The 16,095-nt window shown below is 63.4% G+C and carries 14 protein-coding genes; 9 read left to right on the top strand and 5 right to left on the bottom strand.

The features are described from left to right. Nucleotides 1-89 precede the first annotated feature (89 nt). Complete coding sequence (locus tag QQJ96_RS22430) at nucleotides 90-2,579, bottom strand: LPS-assembly protein LptD (protein WP_284334272.1); 2,490 nt, start codon at nucleotides 2,577-2,579, stop codon at nucleotides 90-92. 77 nt (nucleotides 2,580-2,656) lie between these two features. Here QQJ96_RS22430 and msrB point away from each other — a divergent pair, with 77 nt between their 5' ends. Continuing rightward, nucleotides 2,657-3,073: a peptide-methionine (R)-S-oxide reductase MsrB gene (msrB, locus tag QQJ96_RS22425; protein WP_284334271.1), complete on the top strand. Its 417-nt coding sequence runs from the start codon at nucleotides 2,657-2,659 to the stop codon at nucleotides 3,071-3,073. Nucleotides 3,074-3,145: 72 nt separating this feature from the next. Here the strand turns inward: msrB and QQJ96_RS22420 are convergent, their stop codons facing one another. The 3 genes from QQJ96_RS22420 to QQJ96_RS22410 are packed head-to-tail and all read right to left on the bottom strand — an operon-like array spanning nucleotide 3,146 to nucleotide 5,251. Then, nucleotides 3,146-4,066 carry a histone deacetylase family protein gene (locus tag QQJ96_RS22420; protein ID WP_284334270.1) on the bottom strand — a complete coding sequence of 307 codons (921 nt, stop codon included), beginning with the start codon at nucleotides 4,064-4,066 and terminating at the stop codon, nucleotides 3,146-3,148. 5 nt (nucleotides 4,067-4,071) lie between these two features. Further along, nucleotides 4,072-4,638, bottom strand: coding sequence for a cob(I)yrinic acid a,c-diamide adenosyltransferase (locus tag QQJ96_RS22415; protein ID WP_284334269.1), 567 nt, complete (start codon nucleotides 4,636-4,638; stop codon nucleotides 4,072-4,074). Nucleotides 4,639-4,651: 13 nt separating this feature from the next. Then, a complete protein-coding gene (locus QQJ96_RS22410; protein WP_284334268.1) occupies nucleotides 4,652-5,251 on the bottom strand; it encodes a hypothetical protein in 600 nt (199 codons plus the stop codon). Nucleotides 5,252-5,537: 286 nt separating this feature from the next. Here QQJ96_RS22410 and ubiH point away from each other — a divergent pair, with 286 nt between their 5' ends. The 3 genes from ubiH (at nucleotide 5,538) to QQJ96_RS22395 (ending at nucleotide 8,841) form a co-directional block, all read left to right on the top strand. Beyond that, entirely contained in the window at nucleotides 5,538-6,764 is a 1,227-nt protein-coding gene (gene ubiH, locus QQJ96_RS22405) for a 2-octaprenyl-6-methoxyphenyl hydroxylase (RefSeq protein ID WP_284334267.1), read from the top strand. Further along, the gene (locus QQJ96_RS22400) at nucleotides 6,761-7,963 is read left to right on the top strand and encodes a UbiH/UbiF/VisC/COQ6 family ubiquinone biosynthesis hydroxylase (protein WP_284334266.1); all 1,203 of its coding nucleotides are present in this window, start codon (nucleotides 6,761-6,763) and stop codon (nucleotides 7,961-7,963) included. The genes ubiH and QQJ96_RS22400 overlap by 4 nt, the downstream gene beginning before the upstream one ends. Nucleotides 7,964-8,046: 83 nt before the next feature. Then, entirely contained in the window at nucleotides 8,047-8,841 is a 795-nt protein-coding gene (locus QQJ96_RS22395) for a dienelactone hydrolase family protein (RefSeq protein ID WP_284334265.1), read from the top strand. A 256-nt stretch (nucleotides 8,842-9,097) separates the two neighbouring features. On the opposite strand, the gene QQJ96_RS22390 is transcribed toward QQJ96_RS22395, so the two are convergent. Continuing rightward, a complete protein-coding gene (locus tag QQJ96_RS22390; RefSeq protein WP_284334340.1) occupies nucleotides 9,098-10,102 on the bottom strand; it encodes a polyprenyl synthetase family protein in 1,005 nt (334 codons plus the stop codon). Nucleotides 10,103-10,269: 167 nt separating this feature from the next. On the opposite strand from QQJ96_RS22390, the gene QQJ96_RS22385 reads away from it, so the two are divergent. From QQJ96_RS22385 to ssb, 5 genes are all read left to right on the top strand, one after another. Next, complete coding sequence (locus QQJ96_RS22385) at nucleotides 10,270-11,073, top strand: DeoR/GlpR family DNA-binding transcription regulator (protein ID WP_404649186.1); 804 nt, start codon at nucleotides 10,270-10,272, stop codon at nucleotides 11,071-11,073. A gap of 165 nt (nucleotides 11,074-11,238) precedes the next feature. After that, entirely contained in the window at nucleotides 11,239-12,747 is a 1,509-nt protein-coding gene (gene glpD / locus QQJ96_RS22380) for a glycerol-3-phosphate dehydrogenase (RefSeq protein WP_284334263.1), read from the top strand. A 173-nt stretch (nucleotides 12,748-12,920) separates the two neighbouring features. Beyond that, nucleotides 12,921-13,766: an MIP/aquaporin family protein gene (locus tag QQJ96_RS22375; protein WP_284334262.1), complete on the top strand. Its 846-nt coding sequence runs from the start codon at nucleotides 12,921-12,923 to the stop codon at nucleotides 13,764-13,766. A 14-nt stretch (nucleotides 13,767-13,780) separates the two neighbouring features. Then, complete coding sequence (gene glpK / locus QQJ96_RS22370) at nucleotides 13,781-15,277, top strand: glycerol kinase GlpK (protein ID WP_284334261.1); 1,497 nt, start codon at nucleotides 13,781-13,783, stop codon at nucleotides 15,275-15,277. Nucleotides 15,278-15,532: 255 nt separating this feature from the next. After that, nucleotides 15,533-16,051, top strand: coding sequence for a single-stranded DNA-binding protein (gene ssb / locus QQJ96_RS22365; protein WP_284334260.1), 519 nt, complete (start codon nucleotides 15,533-15,535; stop codon nucleotides 16,049-16,051). Nucleotides 16,052-16,095 lie beyond the last annotated feature (44 nt).

Here is a 16,095-nt window from a genome sequence, read left to right as displayed (position 1 = left end):
CCGGAGGCGAAGGGTGGGTAAACGTATGACTCAAAACGCGGCCGCGCTGGCCGCTTTTTTTAAGGGCGCCCGAACCTGCCTGGGCGCGCTTATTGATAGCCAAGGATATCACGCCGCAGCACGCTCTCCGTCTGGCCGCTGAAGGCGCCTAGTCCCTTGAATTCCAACTGGAACATGACCGCGGTATCGCTCCCCGGCGGCTTCTGGCCCGGTGGCAGGGCGCTGATCACGCCGTAATAGCCGGTCACGTAATGGCGGGCCACCAACGCCACCTTTACGCAACAGCCTTCGTACTGCACACCAGCCAGGGCCTCCACCGTGCGCTTGTCCCTCATCGAGTAGGTCCACTCGCCAATCAGGCGCCAGCGTTCCGTGAGCGGATAGACCGTCGAGGCTTGATATTGTTCCAGCAGGCCGCGGCGGAAGCGGTAGGAGAAGTTGAGGACGCCGTCGAAACCCAGCCGGCGCTGCAAGGTGAAGGTGCCAAGGTCGGTCAGCCGGGTGTTCGGGTTCCACAGGTATTCGGTGCTGGCCGTCCACTGGTCGTTGAGCTGGGTGCTGAGCTCGGCGACGTAGTCCGAACCTGTCCAGGGTTTGGCCGCGTTGCAGGTGGCAGCGGTGGCGCCGATGGTCTCGCACAGTAGCGGTTCTATCCGCTGGGGCGTGAAGTAGTGGATCTGGCCAAACGTGGCCGACAGGCGCTCTACACCGCCGTCGTCGAGCAGGCGCGTGGTGACCGCGGCGGTAAGGTTGTTCGCGTTCATCTGGCGATCCGCGCCGGAGTACTGGTTCGGAGCGAACAGCATCCAGTCATCGAACGCCATTGGCGAGGTATCGAACAACGGCAAGTTGTTCTGGTTGCGATACGGCACGTACAGGTAATACAGCCGCGGCTCCAACGTCTGCGTGTAGTGCGTATCGAACAGGTTGGTGCTGCGCTCGAAGATCAGGCCCTGGTCCAAGCTGATGATCGGCAACGAGCGGCTTGGATTGCTTTGCGTGAACGGCGAGACCGGCTTGGCGGCGTTAGGGTCGCTGGGGATGGGAAGGGCGCCGTAATAGCTGTAGCGCTGATAGCCGCTGTCCAGCGAATAGCCAGTATAGCGGTAGGCCAGTTTGGGCCGGATGAACCAGGCGGCGCCCCGGAAATCCGCGTCGACGTAGGGGTACAGGTCGACGCGTGAACCTTCCACCTGGTCGAATTTGTGGAACTTTACCGCTTCGCTGGTCAGGCCGACGTCGTACCAGCGCGCGAACGGGATATCCATGTTGAAGGTGGCGCGCGGCAGGCGCTTGTAGGGTTCCACGCTGTTCGGTTGCGAGGGGTCCACGTTCTGCCACACATCGCCACCAAGCGAAGCGCTCCACCAACTGCCGCCGCCATACAAATAGACGCTTGAGGTCAGCAGTGCGGTGGAAATGCTGAACAGGTCATCGCCAAAGTCGCGCAGGTAGTTCTGGTCCGACGCGCGGTTGATGTTCGTGCTGAGCGACCAGCCCGGCCATAGGCTGGTGTTGTTGACGAAGCGGTACAGGTAGCGCTGCCGGCCTTGTGTATCGATCGAGTCCGAGGTGAGCTTCTGGTCGTTGTAGTTGTCGTGCGGCAGGAACTCCAGCTGGAACTCGCCGCTGCTACGCGGGAACATGTAGCGCACTTCGCCGGACAGCATCGCGCCGCGCAGGCTGTAGTAGCGCGGCGTGAGCGTGGCATCGTAATTGGGTGCCAGGTTGAAGTAGTACGGAATGCGGAACTGGTAGCCGGCGCGGCCAGTGTGCTCGAAGTACGGGTACAGGAAGCCGCTTTGGCGATCGTTGTTGAGTGGGAAGGACATCCACGGGAAATAGAAGAACGGCACCCCGTACATGCTCATGGTGGCGCTGTGCGCCACGCCACGGCCGGAGGTGTCGTCGGTGTCGATCTCCCGGGCGCGCAACTCCCAGATATGTCCACCGACGTCGCAGGTGGAATAGGTGGCCATGGTGTAGCGGTTGCGATCCGCGTCCAGCATTTGGGCCCGCACCGCGGTGCCGTTGCCGTGCGAGTCGAGCAGCTGATAGCGCACGTTGCCGGTTGCCAGCCCGGTGCTGTCGCCGGTGTTACCAGTGATATGGTCGGCCGACAGCAAGTGGGTGGCTTCCTGGTAGCTCACATTGCCGCGGGCGTCGTAATCGGTGCTATCGCTGTTGTAGTCGGCGAAGTCCGCGTGCAACTCCTGGTCGGCGCGGACCGTTTTCACGTGGCCGTTCAGGTGATAGGTGATCTGGTCGGGGCTTTCCACGTGATCGGCCCACACCTGGGTGGTGGCCGAGGCGCGCAGGGCCGAATCCTTGCTCAGGAACGGGTCGTAGAACTCCAGCATGCCGTTGGGCTTGCACAGCGCGAAGTTATCCGGACGGGGGGGGCAGAGGAAGTCACCCAGGGGGCAGACTACTTCCGAGCCGTTCAGCGTGGCCTTCGGGTGCTTGGTCTGTGAGGATGCATGCGCGCCCTGATTGCTGAACAGCGCAGCGGCAGCAGCGATTGCTAGGAGGCGGCGTGGAGGCAGAGAACGCGAGGACGGCAGGCTCTTGGGCTTCACGGAGGCGATCAATCGGCGACGAAGGGGCGTTAAGCTATCAGAAAGGCCCTGTGGACGGCACGCATCTTGGATGAGATATGAATGAGCACAAGCCTTACAAGACCGACGAGGAGTGGCGAGGGAGCCTGGATCCGGCGCAGTACGCGGTCTGCCGTTGCTCGGCCACTGAGCCACCCTTCAGTGGCAAGTGGTACAAGCACAAGGAGGCGGGAACCTATCTCTGCGTGGCCTGCCAAGCACCGCTGTTCGCCTCCGAAACCAAATACGATTCCGGTTCCGGCTGGCCGAGCTTCTTCCAGCCGATCAAGCGCACGGCGGTAAGCCTGGTATCGGACGAGAGCCACGGCATGCGCCGCACGGAAGTGCGCTGCGCGGAATGCGACTCTCACCTGGGGCATGTTTTCCCGGACGGCCCCAAGCCGACGGGGATGCGTTACTGCATCAACTCGGTGGCGCTGGATTTCGCGCCTGACCAGCACACCCGCTCACCCTAGCTCAGACCGGTAGGTTGGGGTGACAAACCCGGCATCGGGCGCCGCATGGACAAAAGCCATTCCAGCCTGGACCTAGTCCATCAGCGCACTAACGTGGGCTCCCACACTGGCCGCCAGCGCCTGCAGGTCGTAGCCGCCCTCCAGGGTGGAAACCAGCCTGCCGCTCGCATGCGCGCGGGCCAGGTCGACCAGCCGCTCGGTGATCCAGGCATAGTCCTCGGTCTGCAACTGCAGATTCGCCAGCGGATCGCGCTGGTGTGCATCGAAACCGGCCGAAACCAGTACGAGCTGCGGCTTGAACGCATGCAGTTTCGGTAGCAGCGCTTCGTTCCAAAGCGCACGGAATTCGTCTGAACCCTCGCCGGACGACAGGGGCGCATTGACGATATTGCCTACCCCCTGTTCTTCCGGACTACCTGTGCCCGGATACAGCGGCTGCTGGTGCGAAGAGATGAACAGGACCCGCGGCTCGCGCTGAAAAATGTCTTGCGTGCCGTTGCCGTGGTGCACGTCGAAATCGGCGATGGCCACCCGCTTCAGGCCATGGGCAGCCAACGCATGCGCAGCGCCCACGGCGACATTGTTGAACAGGCAGAAGCCCATGGCGGTATCAGGGGTGGCGTGGTGGCCGGGAGGGCGCACCGCGCAGAAGGCGCGCGTGGCGCTGCCCGACATCACGGCATCCACCGCGGCCACCAGTGCGCCGGCCGCACGCAAGCCGGCCTCGGCCGAAGCCTGCGACATCAGGGTGTCCTCATCCAGCCGAATCGTGTCTGCGTCCGGCGTTGTCGCAAGGATGCGCTCCACGTGCTCAGGAGTATGGACCCGCAGCAATTGCTCCCGGGTAGCCCGCGGCGCTTCGACGCGGTCCACGCTGGCAAAGCGATCCTGATCCAGCGCCTGCAGCACCGCCTTCAGGCGGGCCGGCGATTCGGGATGACCAAGGCCGGGATCGTGCTGCAGGCAGACCGCGTGGGTAAAAAGCCGCAGCATCTTGTTCAGCTCGCGGGCTTGCGGCGCCGTTCGTGCTGCCAGAGCACCTCGCCATGACCGCTGGCGCGGGCCAACACGCGACACAACACGAATAGCAGGTCGGACAGGCGGTTGAGATAGCGTTGCGCCTGCGGCCGCACGCTTTCCACTCGTCCCAGGGCAATCACTTCGCGTTCCGCACGCCGGCATACGGTGCGCGCCAGATGGCAGCAGGAGGCGGCCATGCCGCCCCCCGGCAGAATGAAATCCTTCAGCGGCGGCAGCGGATCGTTGTAGCGGTCCAGCACCTGCTCCAGGCGATCGATGTCGGCATCCTCGATCATCGCCATGCCGGGAATGCACAGTTCGCCGCCGAGATCGAACAGCTCGTGCTGCACCTGGGTGAGCGTTTCATGCATCTCGGCGTCAAGCCCATCGCAGGCCAGCACCATGCCGATCGTGCTGTTGAGTTCGTCGACAGTGCCGTACGCGTTGACCCGCGCGGAATCCTTCCGGACGCGCGAACCGTCACCCAGGCCGGTGCTGCCGTCGTCACCGGTGCGCGTATAGATTTTCGAAAGCCGGTTGCCCACAGTGGTCCGGCTCTCAGTGCTGCGTCTGGCCGCTGTGCTGCGACAGGCGTGCGAGCTGCACGGCAAGGACATGCAGCACGCCACCCAGGCCCACGTATACCGCGGTGGTTTCAAGGAACGGCAGGTACCAGTCGCCCAGGTTTTCGAACCAGGCCGCAAAGCTCTTCGGCGCCGGCACGTGCGCGCTCAACCAATAGAAGCTGCCGTTGGAGATCACATAGCACGCGTTCTCGCTCACCAGCAGCGCGGCCACGGCCATGCCCAGCGTGGAAAGCTTGATGCCGCGCTGATGCTTGGCCAGCCAGCTGCCGCCGATCCACAGCGCGCCGTAGGCGGCAACCAGGAACCAATAACCGGCCGATACGCAGTAGTGGTCCCAGAAGCTGATGCCCATCCGCGTGATGACCACGTAGTCGACCAGCACCGCCTCGGCCATGAGCAGCGGGAACGCCCAGCGGCCGGTACCGCGCAACCAGAAGCCGGCCAGGAAGAACACGCCCCACGACGCGTCCCAGATATCGTGGTGGAATAGCGACAAATGCACGCGTGTCGCTGCCATAACCAAGGCGAGCGCGGCGAAGATGCCAAAGCGCTGGGTCGAAGTCGTAGCCATGAAGAACTCCGTAGGAAAGCCAAGTGCAAGACGGTGCGAAGACTGCGCAGTTTAGCCCAATGCGGAGGAATTTAAGGAAACTCTGAACTTAGTTCAGAGTTTCCGCGGGCCAGGGAAGGCCCGCCGCAGATCAGGCACGTAAGTGCCTGATCTGGCGTAGCCACGTCCGGGCGTGTACCGGACGCGGCGCGTCTGAAAAAGTCCGTGACGGACTTTTTCAGACCATCGTTATGGGCGCTGCTGGGACATGGACCAGAGCAACCCGTACACCGCGTATCATCCGCGCATGACTATCTCTCCCCCTTTTGCCCCCGAGGGCAACGTGCTGGTGGTCGGCGGTGGCCTGGTCGGCGCCAGCCTGGCGATCGCGCTGGATGCGGCCGGGTGCCACGTCACCCTGGTCGAAGCTGCCGCGCCGCGTGCGGATGCGCAGCCCAGTTATGACGAACGCAATCTTGCGTTGGCACGCGCCACCGTGAATGGGCTGACGGCGATCGGCGTATGGCCGCTCGCCGCCGCGCAAGCTACGCCGATCCAACACATCCATGTCAGCCGCGCGGGGGAGTTCGGTAGCGCACGGCTGGATGCCGCCAGGCATGGCGTCGACGCGTTGGGTTGGACTTTACCGGCGCGTGAACTGGGCGCTGCTCTGTTGCGTCGCCTGGATGCTTGCCAGCGCCTGGTGCGCCTGGCGCCGGCCAGCCTGACCGGCCTTGCCAAGTGCGCCGATGGCTGGCGCGCGCAGATCAAGACGCCTGACGGCGCGCAACACATTGACGCTGCCTTGCTGGTCGGTGCGGACGGCACCGAGTCCTTCGTGCGCGCCCAGTTGGGCATCCAGGCCGATGTGCACGATTACCAGCAGACCTTGTTCGTATGCACCGTCACCCCGGAGCGCGATCCGGCGAATCGCGCCTGGGAGCGCTTTTCCGACGAAGGCCCGATCGCCATGCTGCCGCTCGCGGAGCGCCGCTGTGGCCTGGTGCTTACGGTTGATTCGGAGATGGCTGGCGCGGTAACCGACTTGAACGACGCGGACTTCATCGCGCTGGCGCAGCGCCGTTTCGGATGGCGCCTGGGGCGCCTGAACCGACCCGGCAAGCGTCATCCTTATGCCATCAAGCGAGTTGCCGCCCGCGGGCTGATCGCTCCGCGCGCCGTGTTGGTAGGCAATGCCGCGCAGACGGTGCATCCGATCGGTGCGCAAGGTTTCAATTTGGGATTGCGCGATGCGCTGACCCTGGCCGAGCTGGTCGCTGCAGCGGCGGATCCCGGGTCCCCCGACTTGCTCGAGCGCTACGCCGCGCGCCGCGCGCCGGATCGCGAAGGCACCATGGCCATGAGCCACGATCTGGTGCGCTTCGCCTGCATGCCGGAGCCATGGCTGGCGCCGTTCCGTTCGCTTGCCTTGTTGGCGTACGATCGCGTGCCGCCGCTGCAACAAGCACTGGCGCGGCGTGGCATGGGTTTCCGCGGCGAGCCGCCGCGTGCAGTGTTGGAGCGCCTGCCGTGAGAACGATCCCCGCAACACAGCGTCGCACGCCCGCCCTGGATGTGGCGGTAGTCGGTGGTGGCATGGTTGGGGCTGCCGCAGCGCTCGCTTTGAGTCGTGCCGGCTTCAGCACCGCGCTGCTGGAAGCGCGTGAGCCAGCGCCTTGGCACCCGCAGGACGACGTTGACTTGCGCGTCGTCGGCCTCGCACCTTCATCGATCAAGTTGCTCGACGAACTGGGTGTCTGGACGTCCATACGTGACGCACGCGCTTGTCCTTATGCGCATATGCATGTATGGGATGCGCAGAACGGCGCGTCGATCGATTTCGACGCCGCGGACGAAGGACGTAATCTGCTGGGCTATATCGTCGAAAACAACCTGGTGCAGTGGAAGCTGTGGCAGGCGCTGGATGCGGCCGGGGTGCAGCGCTTGTGCCCGGTTACGGTCAAGGATTTCGAAACGCGTGCCGATCGCGTGGTGCTGGAGCTGGCTGACGGCGAAAGCGTATCGGTGCGCTTGTTGGTTGCCGCCGATGGCGGCAATTCGCCCTTGCGCGAACGCGCCGGCATCGCGACCAGCGGCAGGGATTATTCGCAGCGCGCAGTGGTGGCGCACGTCACCACCGAGCGCCCGCATGCACATGCTTGCTGGCAGCGTTTTCTTCCGGCCGGGCCGCTCGCCTTGCTGCCACTCGCCGACGGGCGCAGTTCCATCGTCTGGTCGCTGCCTGAAAGCGAAGCGCGACGCGTGCTATCGCTGGATGACGAGGCCTTTGTCAAAGAGCTTGGCGTCGCCAGCGATTTCCGCCTTGGACGTGTCACTGCCACCACCCGGCGCGCCGCCTTTCCGCTCAAGCTACAGCTCGCCAGCACCTATCAGGCTGAGCGCTTCGTGCTGCTCGGCGATGCGGCCCATGTCGTACACCCGCTGGCCGGGCAGGGGGTGAATCTGGGCTTGCGCGATGTTGCCGAGCTGCGTGATGTACTGGCCGCCGCGCGTGACGAAGGACGTGATTTTTCTTCCACGTCGGTGCTTAACCGTTATGCGCGCCGCCGCCGTAGCGCGGATACGCTCGATGCGCGTAGTTTCGATGCACTCGCGCGCATTTATGCGTGGCAAAGCGCGCCATGGGTGATGGCACGCGGGTTAGGCATTCGCCTGGTCGACCGTCTGCGGCCACTCAAGCAGCGCTTGGCGACACATGCGGCAGGGCTTTAGTGTCGGCTCGCTTGGAGGCGAGCAGCAGGCTTCGTGCAGGATGGCAGTGTTTTGGCTTTCCGCTCCCTACTGAGGAAACCCGTATGCGCTTCGTTCGAGCAGTCTGCTTCGCCTTGTTCGCCGGCCTGAGCTTCGCCGCACAGGCCAGGATGGTGCAACGTCCTGTCGAGTGGACGCTGGATGGTACGCACTTCAAGAGCGTGCTGGTCTACGACGATGCCAGCCATGCCAAGCGTCCCGGCCTGGTGATGGTGCCGAACTGGTATGGCGTGAACGACATCGCCATCAAGAAGGCGCAGATGATCGCAGGCAAGGATTACGTGATCCTGCTCACCGATATGTACGGCGAAAACCTGCGGCCTGAACCGGGCCGCGCCGATCAGGCGAAAGCTGCCACCACACCGCTGTATACCGATCGTGCGTTGATGCGCAAGCGCATCAACGAAGCACTCGCGCAATTGAAGGCGCAGGCAGCGAATGCGCCGATTGATACCGCCAAACTTGCGGCGATCGGCTTCTGCTTCGGTGGCACGGCTGTGCTGGATCTCGCGCGTAGCGGTGCCGACATTGCCGCGGTAGTGTCGTTCCATGGCGGCCTCACCACCGACGATCCCGCGCTCGCCAAGCGCATCAAGGCACGCGTGCTGGTAATGAACGGCGCCGACGACAAGGGCACCATGCCCGATGCCGGCAAGTTCATGGACGAAATGCGCGCCAGCCCGGCCGACTGGCAATTCGTGGTACTCGGCAATGCCGTGCACTGCTTCACCGAAACGGAAGAGAACCTGCCGGGTTGCAAGTACGACGCAAGAGCAGCGGCGCGCAGCTATCGCTTGATGCACGAGTGGTTGCAGGCGGCGTTCACGGGTACGCCTTGATGCGTTGTAGGTTGGGGTTTGCACCCTGAGGTATCCCCACGTTTTTTGCTCTTGGATCCCGTAAAAATCAGGCAGCTGCGTTTTAGCCCGCTGACATCCAAAGAAACGGGCCGTCATTCCCGCGAAAGAGGGAATCCATCTTGCTCTGATGCATCCTGAAAATGGATTCCCGCTTTCGCGGGAATGACGGCATTTGGCGCACGTATGCAGGTAAAGGAAAAACGTGGGGATACCTCAGGGTTTGCACCCCAACCTACTAGAACGTGCGTTGGACCGAGTAATCGGCCAGCGCCGTCAGCGCATCCCGATAAGACGAAGGCGGCAGGGGCGCCAGCGCTTCGCGCGCCGCGCGCGCATGCCTCAACGCGCATTCGCGAGTGCGTTCGAGCGCGCCCGATTCGCGGATGGCGGCGATGATGTGATCCAGCGAACCCAGGCCGCCGTGCTCGATGGCGTGGCGCATCTCTTTCGCCTGCTCCGCACTCACGCGCTGCAGGGCATAGATCAGCGGCAGGGTTGGCTTGCCTTCGGCCAGGTCGTCGCCGATGTTCTTGCCCAGGGTGCGGGTATCGCTGATGTAGTCCAGCAGGTCGTCGGCGATCTGGAAGGCGTAGCCTAGCTGCATGCCGTAACGGCGCAATGCAGCGACCTGCACTTCCGACAGGCCGCCGAGCAGGCCCCCAAGCTGGGTGGCCGCGGCGAACAGCACCGCGGTCTTGCGCTCGATCACGGCCAGGTAGGCGGCCTCGTCCACATCGGCATTGCCGATGTTGAGCAATTGCAGTACCTCGCCCTCGGCGATGGTGTTGGTGGTGTCGGCGAGGATGCGCATGATGCGCATGTCATCCAGTTCCACCATCAGCTGGAACGAGCGCGAATACAGGAAATCGCCCACCAGCACGCTGGCGGCATTGCCCCACAGGGCATTGGCGGTCTTGCGGCCGCGACGCAGGTCCGACTCATCCACTACATCGTCGTGCAGCAAGGTGGAGGTGTGGATGAACTCGATCACCGCCGCCAGCTTGATGTGCTTGTCGCCGGAATAGCCGGCCGCGCGGGCGGCGAGGGCGTGTAGCATCGGGCGCAGGCGCTTGCCGCCGCCGGCGATGATGTGGTCGGCGATCTGGTTGATCAGGACTACGTCGGAGGCGAGCCGCTGCCGGACCAGGGCATCGATGCGCTGCATGTCACCTTCGGCAAGGGCGCGCACCCCGGCAAAATCGCGAGCGGGGTCGATGGTCTGGAGAACGGAGGTGTTCATGCGGCTGGGGCTGGACATAGAACTTCGATTATAGAGGCGGAGGCAGCACTACGTGTGATCCGGCCCGAAAGTTCTGCCGGCCTTGGGCCATGGGGGATGTGGGAGGGTTACCAATGTGGCTCTAGGGGTGCTCTGGTGCCCTCAGGCGCTTATGCGCTCACGCTACCATGGCGGCCATTGCGCCAAGGGAAGCGAAGATGGGCGATTTGGTACTAAACCGCAGGCAGGAGCAGCTCGTAGCGCGCGTGCGGGAGGAGGGCTTTGCCACCGTGGAGGATTTGGCCGGGCACTTCGAAGTCACTCAGCAGACCATCCGCCGTGATCTGGCCACGCTGTGCGACGCCGGCTTTTTGCGCCGCTATCACGGCGGCGTAAGCCTGCCTTCGAGCGTGGAAAATCTGGCCTATGCCAAGCGCCAGCACTTGCTGCACGAGGAAAAGTCGCGCCTCGCCGCCTTGCTGGCCCGCCACATTCCCGACGACGCTTCGCTGTTCATCAATCTGGGCACTACCAACGAAGACGTAGCCCGCGCCTTGATGAACCACAAAGGCCTCAGGGTGATTACCAACAACCTCAATGTGGCGACCATGCTCAGCGAAAACCCGAGTTTCGAGGTGATCGTGGCCGGTGGCGTGGTGCGCGGGCGCGATCACGGCGTCACCGGTCAACCGGCCATCGAGCTGGTCCGCCAGTTCAAGGTGGATTTCGGCGTGATTGGCATTTCCGGCATCGATCCGGACGGCACCCTGTTCGATTTCGACTTGAACGAGGTACGCGTGGCGCAGGCCATCGTCGAGCATTCCCGGCAAGTATTCCTGGCGGCCGACCACAGCAAGGTGGGGCGCAACGCCCTGGTGCGCTTGGGGCCGATTTCCCTGGTCCAGGCCTGGTTTACCGACCGCGCCCCGCCGCCCGAGCTGGGCACAGTGCTGGTTGAGGCTGGCACCCAGGTGCATGTCGCCGATGCTTGAAGGCGGCAGGGCATGGCAGTCTGCCACGCGAAAATGTTCGAATACGATCATGATTTGTTGAAAATTCGAACAAATTAGGCTTGATTTCCCACAAATTTTGGATATTTTCAGTTCGTCTGATCGAAAACGAACCTAGGCTTTGGGTGAGTACCCACGGAACGAGCGATGACCGAGCAGTTCGATCTACTGGTGGTAGGCGGCGGCATCAATGGCGTAGGTATTGCGCGAGATGCGGCAGGGCGCGGGCTGTCGGTGTGCCTGTGCGAGCGCGACGACCTCGCCGCGCACACCTCCAGCGCCAGCACCAAGCTGATCCATGGTGGCCTGCGTTACCTGGAGCAATACGAGTTCGCCCTGGTCGGCAAGGCCCTGGCCGAGCGCGAAGTGCTGCTGCATGCCGCTCCGCACATCATCTGGCCATTGCGCTTCGTGCTGCCGCACCAGTCCCATCTGCGGCCGGCGTGGATGATCCGGCTGGGTCTGTTCCTCTACGACCATCTGGGCCGCGGCAGGCGCACGCTGCCGAAGTCGCGGCGTGTGTCCTTGAAGCGCCATAAGTCCGGCTTGCCCTTGCGCGAGGAGTTCCACATCGGCTTCGTCTACTCCGATGCCTGGGTGCAGGACGCACGGCTGGTGGTGCTCAACGCCATGGACGCGATGGAGCGCGGCGCAAGCATCTTCACTCACACGTGCTGTGTCAGCGCAGAGCGCGATGAGCTGGGTTGGACCGCGCAGCTGCAAACCGCGCACGGCGAACTCACCAGCATTCGCGCCAAGGCGCTGGTCAATGCCACCGGCCCTTGGGCCGTGCAATTCCTCGACCAGGTCGCCAAGGTCGGACACGATCATGCCCTGCGCTTGGTCAAAGGCAGTCACATCGTCGTGCCACGCCTGTTCGAGCATCCTTACGCGTACATCTTTCAGCAGCCCGATCGCCGCATCGTGTTTGCCATTCCCTACGAACACGATTTCACCCTGATCGGCACCACCGACCTGGAATACCGCGACGATCCCTCGGCGCCACGCATCTGCGAGGAAGAAACGCGTTATCTTTGCGATGCGGCAAATCGCTACTTCAAGCGCAGCATCGCGCCGGCCGACGTGGTGTGGAGTTACAGCGGCGTGCGTCCCTTGCTTGACGATGAGTCAGGCAGTGCCTCGGAAGTCACGCGCGACTATTTGCTGGAACTGGATCAGCACGGCGCACCGCTGCTCAACGTGTTCGGCGGCAAGCTGACCACCTATCGCAAGCTCGCGGAGGAGGCCATGGACCGGCTGGCGCCGGTGTTTCCCCATGCGACCGAAGCATGGACCTCCACCGGCCATCCGCTGCCCGGCGGTGAACGGCAAGACGTGAATGCCTGGCAGCGCGAATTGCAAGCGGCGCATCCCTGGCTGCCCGAATCGATGACGTGGCGCCTGGTACACAGTTACGGCAGCCGTGCCACGCGTATACTCGGACAAGCGCGTTCGCTTGCGGACTTGGGCGAATATTTCGGCGCCGATCTCTATCAGGCCGAAGTGGATTACCTGCGCGCCATGGAGTGGGCGGTTGATGCAAGCGACGTGCTTTGGCGGCGCAGCAAGCTTGGCCTGCGCCTTAACCCTGCACAAGTGAAACGCTTGGCGGCTTACTTTGCTGATGCGCCGCCCCGTCGCGCTTCGTTCGCTTGAGCCAGTTTCTGAAGCTAGATTTCGCAAATTGCTCGTGAAGCCCCGGTTCGTCTCGCCAGCGTTGCCGCGAAAGCGGAGATGGCGGCAGCAGGGGGAGGTCATCAAGGGGAAGAATTTATGTCCAATTGCACGAACCGCCTGTTCATCGTTACGCGTACGCCGGGGGCAGGGGCATGAGCCGGCAAAGCATCGGTGAGCTGATTTCCGAGGCGGTTGCCACTTTCATCATCCTCGCTTTGGGCGACTCGGTCGCTTGCATGTATGTGCTGTATGACCCCAGCCCTTACGCCAACTCGTATTGGGGCGTGTGCATCGCATGGGGTTTGGCAGTAACGATCGCGATCTACGTCACCGGCTCGGTATCCGGCACGCATGCCAATCCGGCCGTTACGCTGGCGCTGGCCTTGTTTCGCGGCTTTCCGTGGAAAAAAGTGCTTCCCTATAGCGTGGCGCAAGTAGTTGGCGCGTTTCTCGGCGCCGCCGTCGTCTACGTACTGTTCTCGCCGGTGATCGATCATTACAACCAGGTGCACCAGCTCACGCGCGAGGCGGGCGGTGCGGCGGGCGTGTTCTTCACGCATCCGGGCCTGGCTGTCACGCCGATGCACGCGCTATTGGACCAGGTCATCCTCACCGCCTTCCTGCTGTTCGGCATTTTCGCGATCACCGAGCAGTACAATGAGATGGCGCCAGGCGCCAATTCGGGCGCGTTGATCATCGGTTTGCTGGTGGCCACCATCGGTGCGTCGATGGGTTACCTCGAAGCCTGGGCAATCAATCCCGCGCGTGATTTCGGCCCGCGTCTGTTTGCCTATTTCGCCGGCTGGGGTTCTTCCGCGCTGCCGGCCCCCGAGCACTACTGGTGGATTCCCATTGTCGGTCCCTTGCTCGGCGGCGTGGTCGGCGCGGCCGCGTACCAGTGGCTGGTGTATCCGTTCCTGCCGGCGCGCCTGCGCGTGTTGCAGTCGCCCCAAGAGGCCAGTGGTGCACGTCGCGTCGAGGCAGACCCTACCCGTTGAACAGGAACCGTCACGTGGATAAGTCATACATCTTGGCGATCGATCAGGGCACGACCAGTTCCCGCGCGATCCTGTTCGATCGCGCCGGTGGCATCGTCGGCGTCGCGCAACGCGAATTCGGGCAGATCTTTCCGCAGCCGGGCTGGGTGGAGCACAACCCGCGCGAAATCATGACCAGCGTGCTCACCACCATCACTGAGGTGATGAACAACGCCCAGATCGATCCTCGCCAAGTGGCCGGCATCGGCATCACCAACCAGCGCGAAACAGCAGTGGTTTGGGACAAGGCCACCGGTCAGCCGATCTATAACGCGATCGTGTGGCAGTCGCGACAGACCCGCGAGATCTGCGACCAATTGATCGCGGCCGGGCATGACCAGATGGTGCGCGCGAAGACCGGCCTGCTGATCGATGCCTACTTCTCGGGCACCAAGGTGAAGTGGATGCTCGACCGCCTCGACGGAGCGCGCGAACGCGCCAAGCGCGGCGAACTGCTGTTCGGCACCATCGATACCTGGTTGATCTGGAATCTCACTGGCGGCAAGTCGCATGTGACCGACTACACCAATGCGTCGCGTACCCTGATGTACAACATTCATGAGCAGTGCTGGGACGACGAGTTGCTGGCGATGCTTGAGGTGCCGCGCGCCATGCTGCCGGAAGTGCGGTCGTGCAGCGAAATCTACGGCAATACGCTCGGCCAGCATTTCTTTGGCCAGGAAGTGCCGATCGCCGGCGTGGCCGGCGACCAGCAAGCGGCACTGTTCGGCCAGGCTTGTTTCGAGCCAGGCATGGCCAAAAACACTTACGGCACCGGCTGCTTCATGCTGATGAATACCGGTGACAAGGCGGTGACCTCGCACAACGGCCTGCTTACCACCATTGCCTGGGGCGTGGGCGGCAAAGTGGAATATGCCTTGGAAGGCGCCATCTTCGTGGCCGGCTCAGTGATCCAGTGGTTGCGTGATGGCTTGCGCATGCTTGGCCGGGCCAGTGATTCGCAGGACTACGCCGAGCGGGCCAAGTCCAACGAGGGCGTGTACATGGTGCCCGCCTTCGTAGGCTTGGGGGCGCCGTACTGGCGCAGTGACGTGCGTGGCGCGGTATTTGGCCTGTCGCGCGGCACCAGCAAGGAACATTTCGTTCGCGCCGCGGTGGAGTCGATGGCCTACCAGACGCGCGATGTGCTTGCTGCGATGGAAAGCGATGCCGGCATCAAGCTGAAGGAGTTGCGCGCCGATGGCGGCGCCATCGCGAACGGCTTCCTGGGGCAGTTCCAGAGCGACATACTCAATGTGCCTGTGCTGCGGCCGAAGGTGGCGGAAACCACCGCGCTGGGTGCGGCCTATCTGGCTGGGCTCGCCACTGGCTTCTGGTCCAGCCGCGAAGACATCGCGCGTCATTGGGTCATCGACCGCCGCTTCGAGCCGCAGATGCCGGAGACTCAGCGGGAAGCGCTCTACGCGGGCTGGAAACAGGCCGTGGAGGCGACCATGGCGTTCAAGGTTTGAGCTAAAGTCCTGCCTCCGAACCCAGTTTCAAGGCTTGCGACAGCGCCAGCTTACGATGCCTCCACTCCGATTGGCGGATGGCCGCAAGGCGCCATTCACCGACGTGGCTTGAGGGGCTGGGCGTGTATCATGGCGAGCCATGGGCCTATACCCATTGGCTCCCGAGAGCGCTGGCTGCGCGGCTGGGAGTCGCCCTAAGCTCACTGAGCCCGGCTGGAAAGCCCTTATTCCGATTGAAGTTTTTCGAGGTCATACATGGCACGTGGTATCAACAAAGTCATCCTGGTCGGCAACCTCGGCGCGGACCCCGAAGTGCGCTACACGGCCGGAGGCACGGCCATCGCCAGCCTCAGCGTGGCGACTTCCGAGCAATGGACCGACAAGCAGAGCGGCCAGAAGCAGGAGCGTACGGAATGGCACCGCGTGAAGCTGTTCGGCCGCCTAGCCGAGATCGCCGGCGAATACCTCAAGAAGGGGCGCCAGGTATACGTCGAAGGCTCGCTGCGCACTGACAAGTACACCGACAAGCAAGGCGTCGAGCGCTACTCCACCGACATCATCGCCAGCGACCTGCAGATGCTTGGCGGCATGGGCGGCGGTGAAGGCGGCGGCATGGGTGGTGGTGGCGGTGGTTACCGCGAACGCTCGCAAAGCGGTGGCGGTGCTCCTCGCCAGCAGAGCCGCGAAGACTATGCCAGCGCCGCGCCGCGCCAGTCGGCGCCGCCGCCGGACATGGGCGGCAACCAGTTCGACGATGACGATATTCCGTTCTGAAAACACACGCGGCGGTGTGTTGCGTTTCTAGTGCCAAGCCCCTG

The organism is Dyella flagellata (assembly GCF_030160275.1).
GTDB lineage: Bacteria > Pseudomonadota > Gammaproteobacteria > Xanthomonadales > Rhodanobacteraceae > Dyella_B > Dyella_B flagellata.
The sequence above is the reverse complement of the archived record's forward strand: the minus strand, read 5'-3'. Positions and strand labels throughout refer to the sequence as shown.

Coding starts and splice junctions, on each gene's coding strand:
- msrB (WP_284334271.1), top strand. CDS start 2,657: ATGAATGAGCACAAGCCTTACAAGACCGACGAGGAGTGGCGAGGGAGC.
- QQJ96_RS22420 (WP_284334270.1), bottom strand. CDS start 4,066: ATGCTGCGGCTTTTTACCCACGCGGTCTGCCTGCAGCACGATCCCGGC.
- QQJ96_RS22410 (WP_284334268.1), bottom strand. CDS start 5,251: ATGGCTACGACTTCGACCCAGCGCTTTGGCATCTTCGCCGCGCTCGCC.
- ubiH (WP_284334267.1), top strand. CDS start 5,538: ATGACTATCTCTCCCCCTTTTGCCCCCGAGGGCAACGTGCTGGTGGTC.
- QQJ96_RS22395 (WP_284334265.1), top strand. CDS start 8,047: ATGCGCTTCGTTCGAGCAGTCTGCTTCGCCTTGTTCGCCGGCCTGAGC.
- QQJ96_RS22390 (WP_284334340.1), bottom strand. CDS start 10,102: ATGAACACCTCCGTTCTCCAGACCATCGACCCCGCTCGCGATTTTGCC.
- QQJ96_RS22385 (WP_404649186.1), top strand. CDS start 10,270: ATGGCGGCCATTGCGCCAAGGGAAGCGAAGATGGGCGATTTGGTACTA.
- glpD (WP_284334263.1), top strand. CDS start 11,239: ATGACCGAGCAGTTCGATCTACTGGTGGTAGGCGGCGGCATCAATGGC.
- QQJ96_RS22375 (WP_284334262.1), top strand. CDS start 12,921: ATGAGCCGGCAAAGCATCGGTGAGCTGATTTCCGAGGCGGTTGCCACT.
- ssb (WP_284334260.1), top strand. CDS start 15,533: ATGGCACGTGGTATCAACAAAGTCATCCTGGTCGGCAACCTCGGCGCG.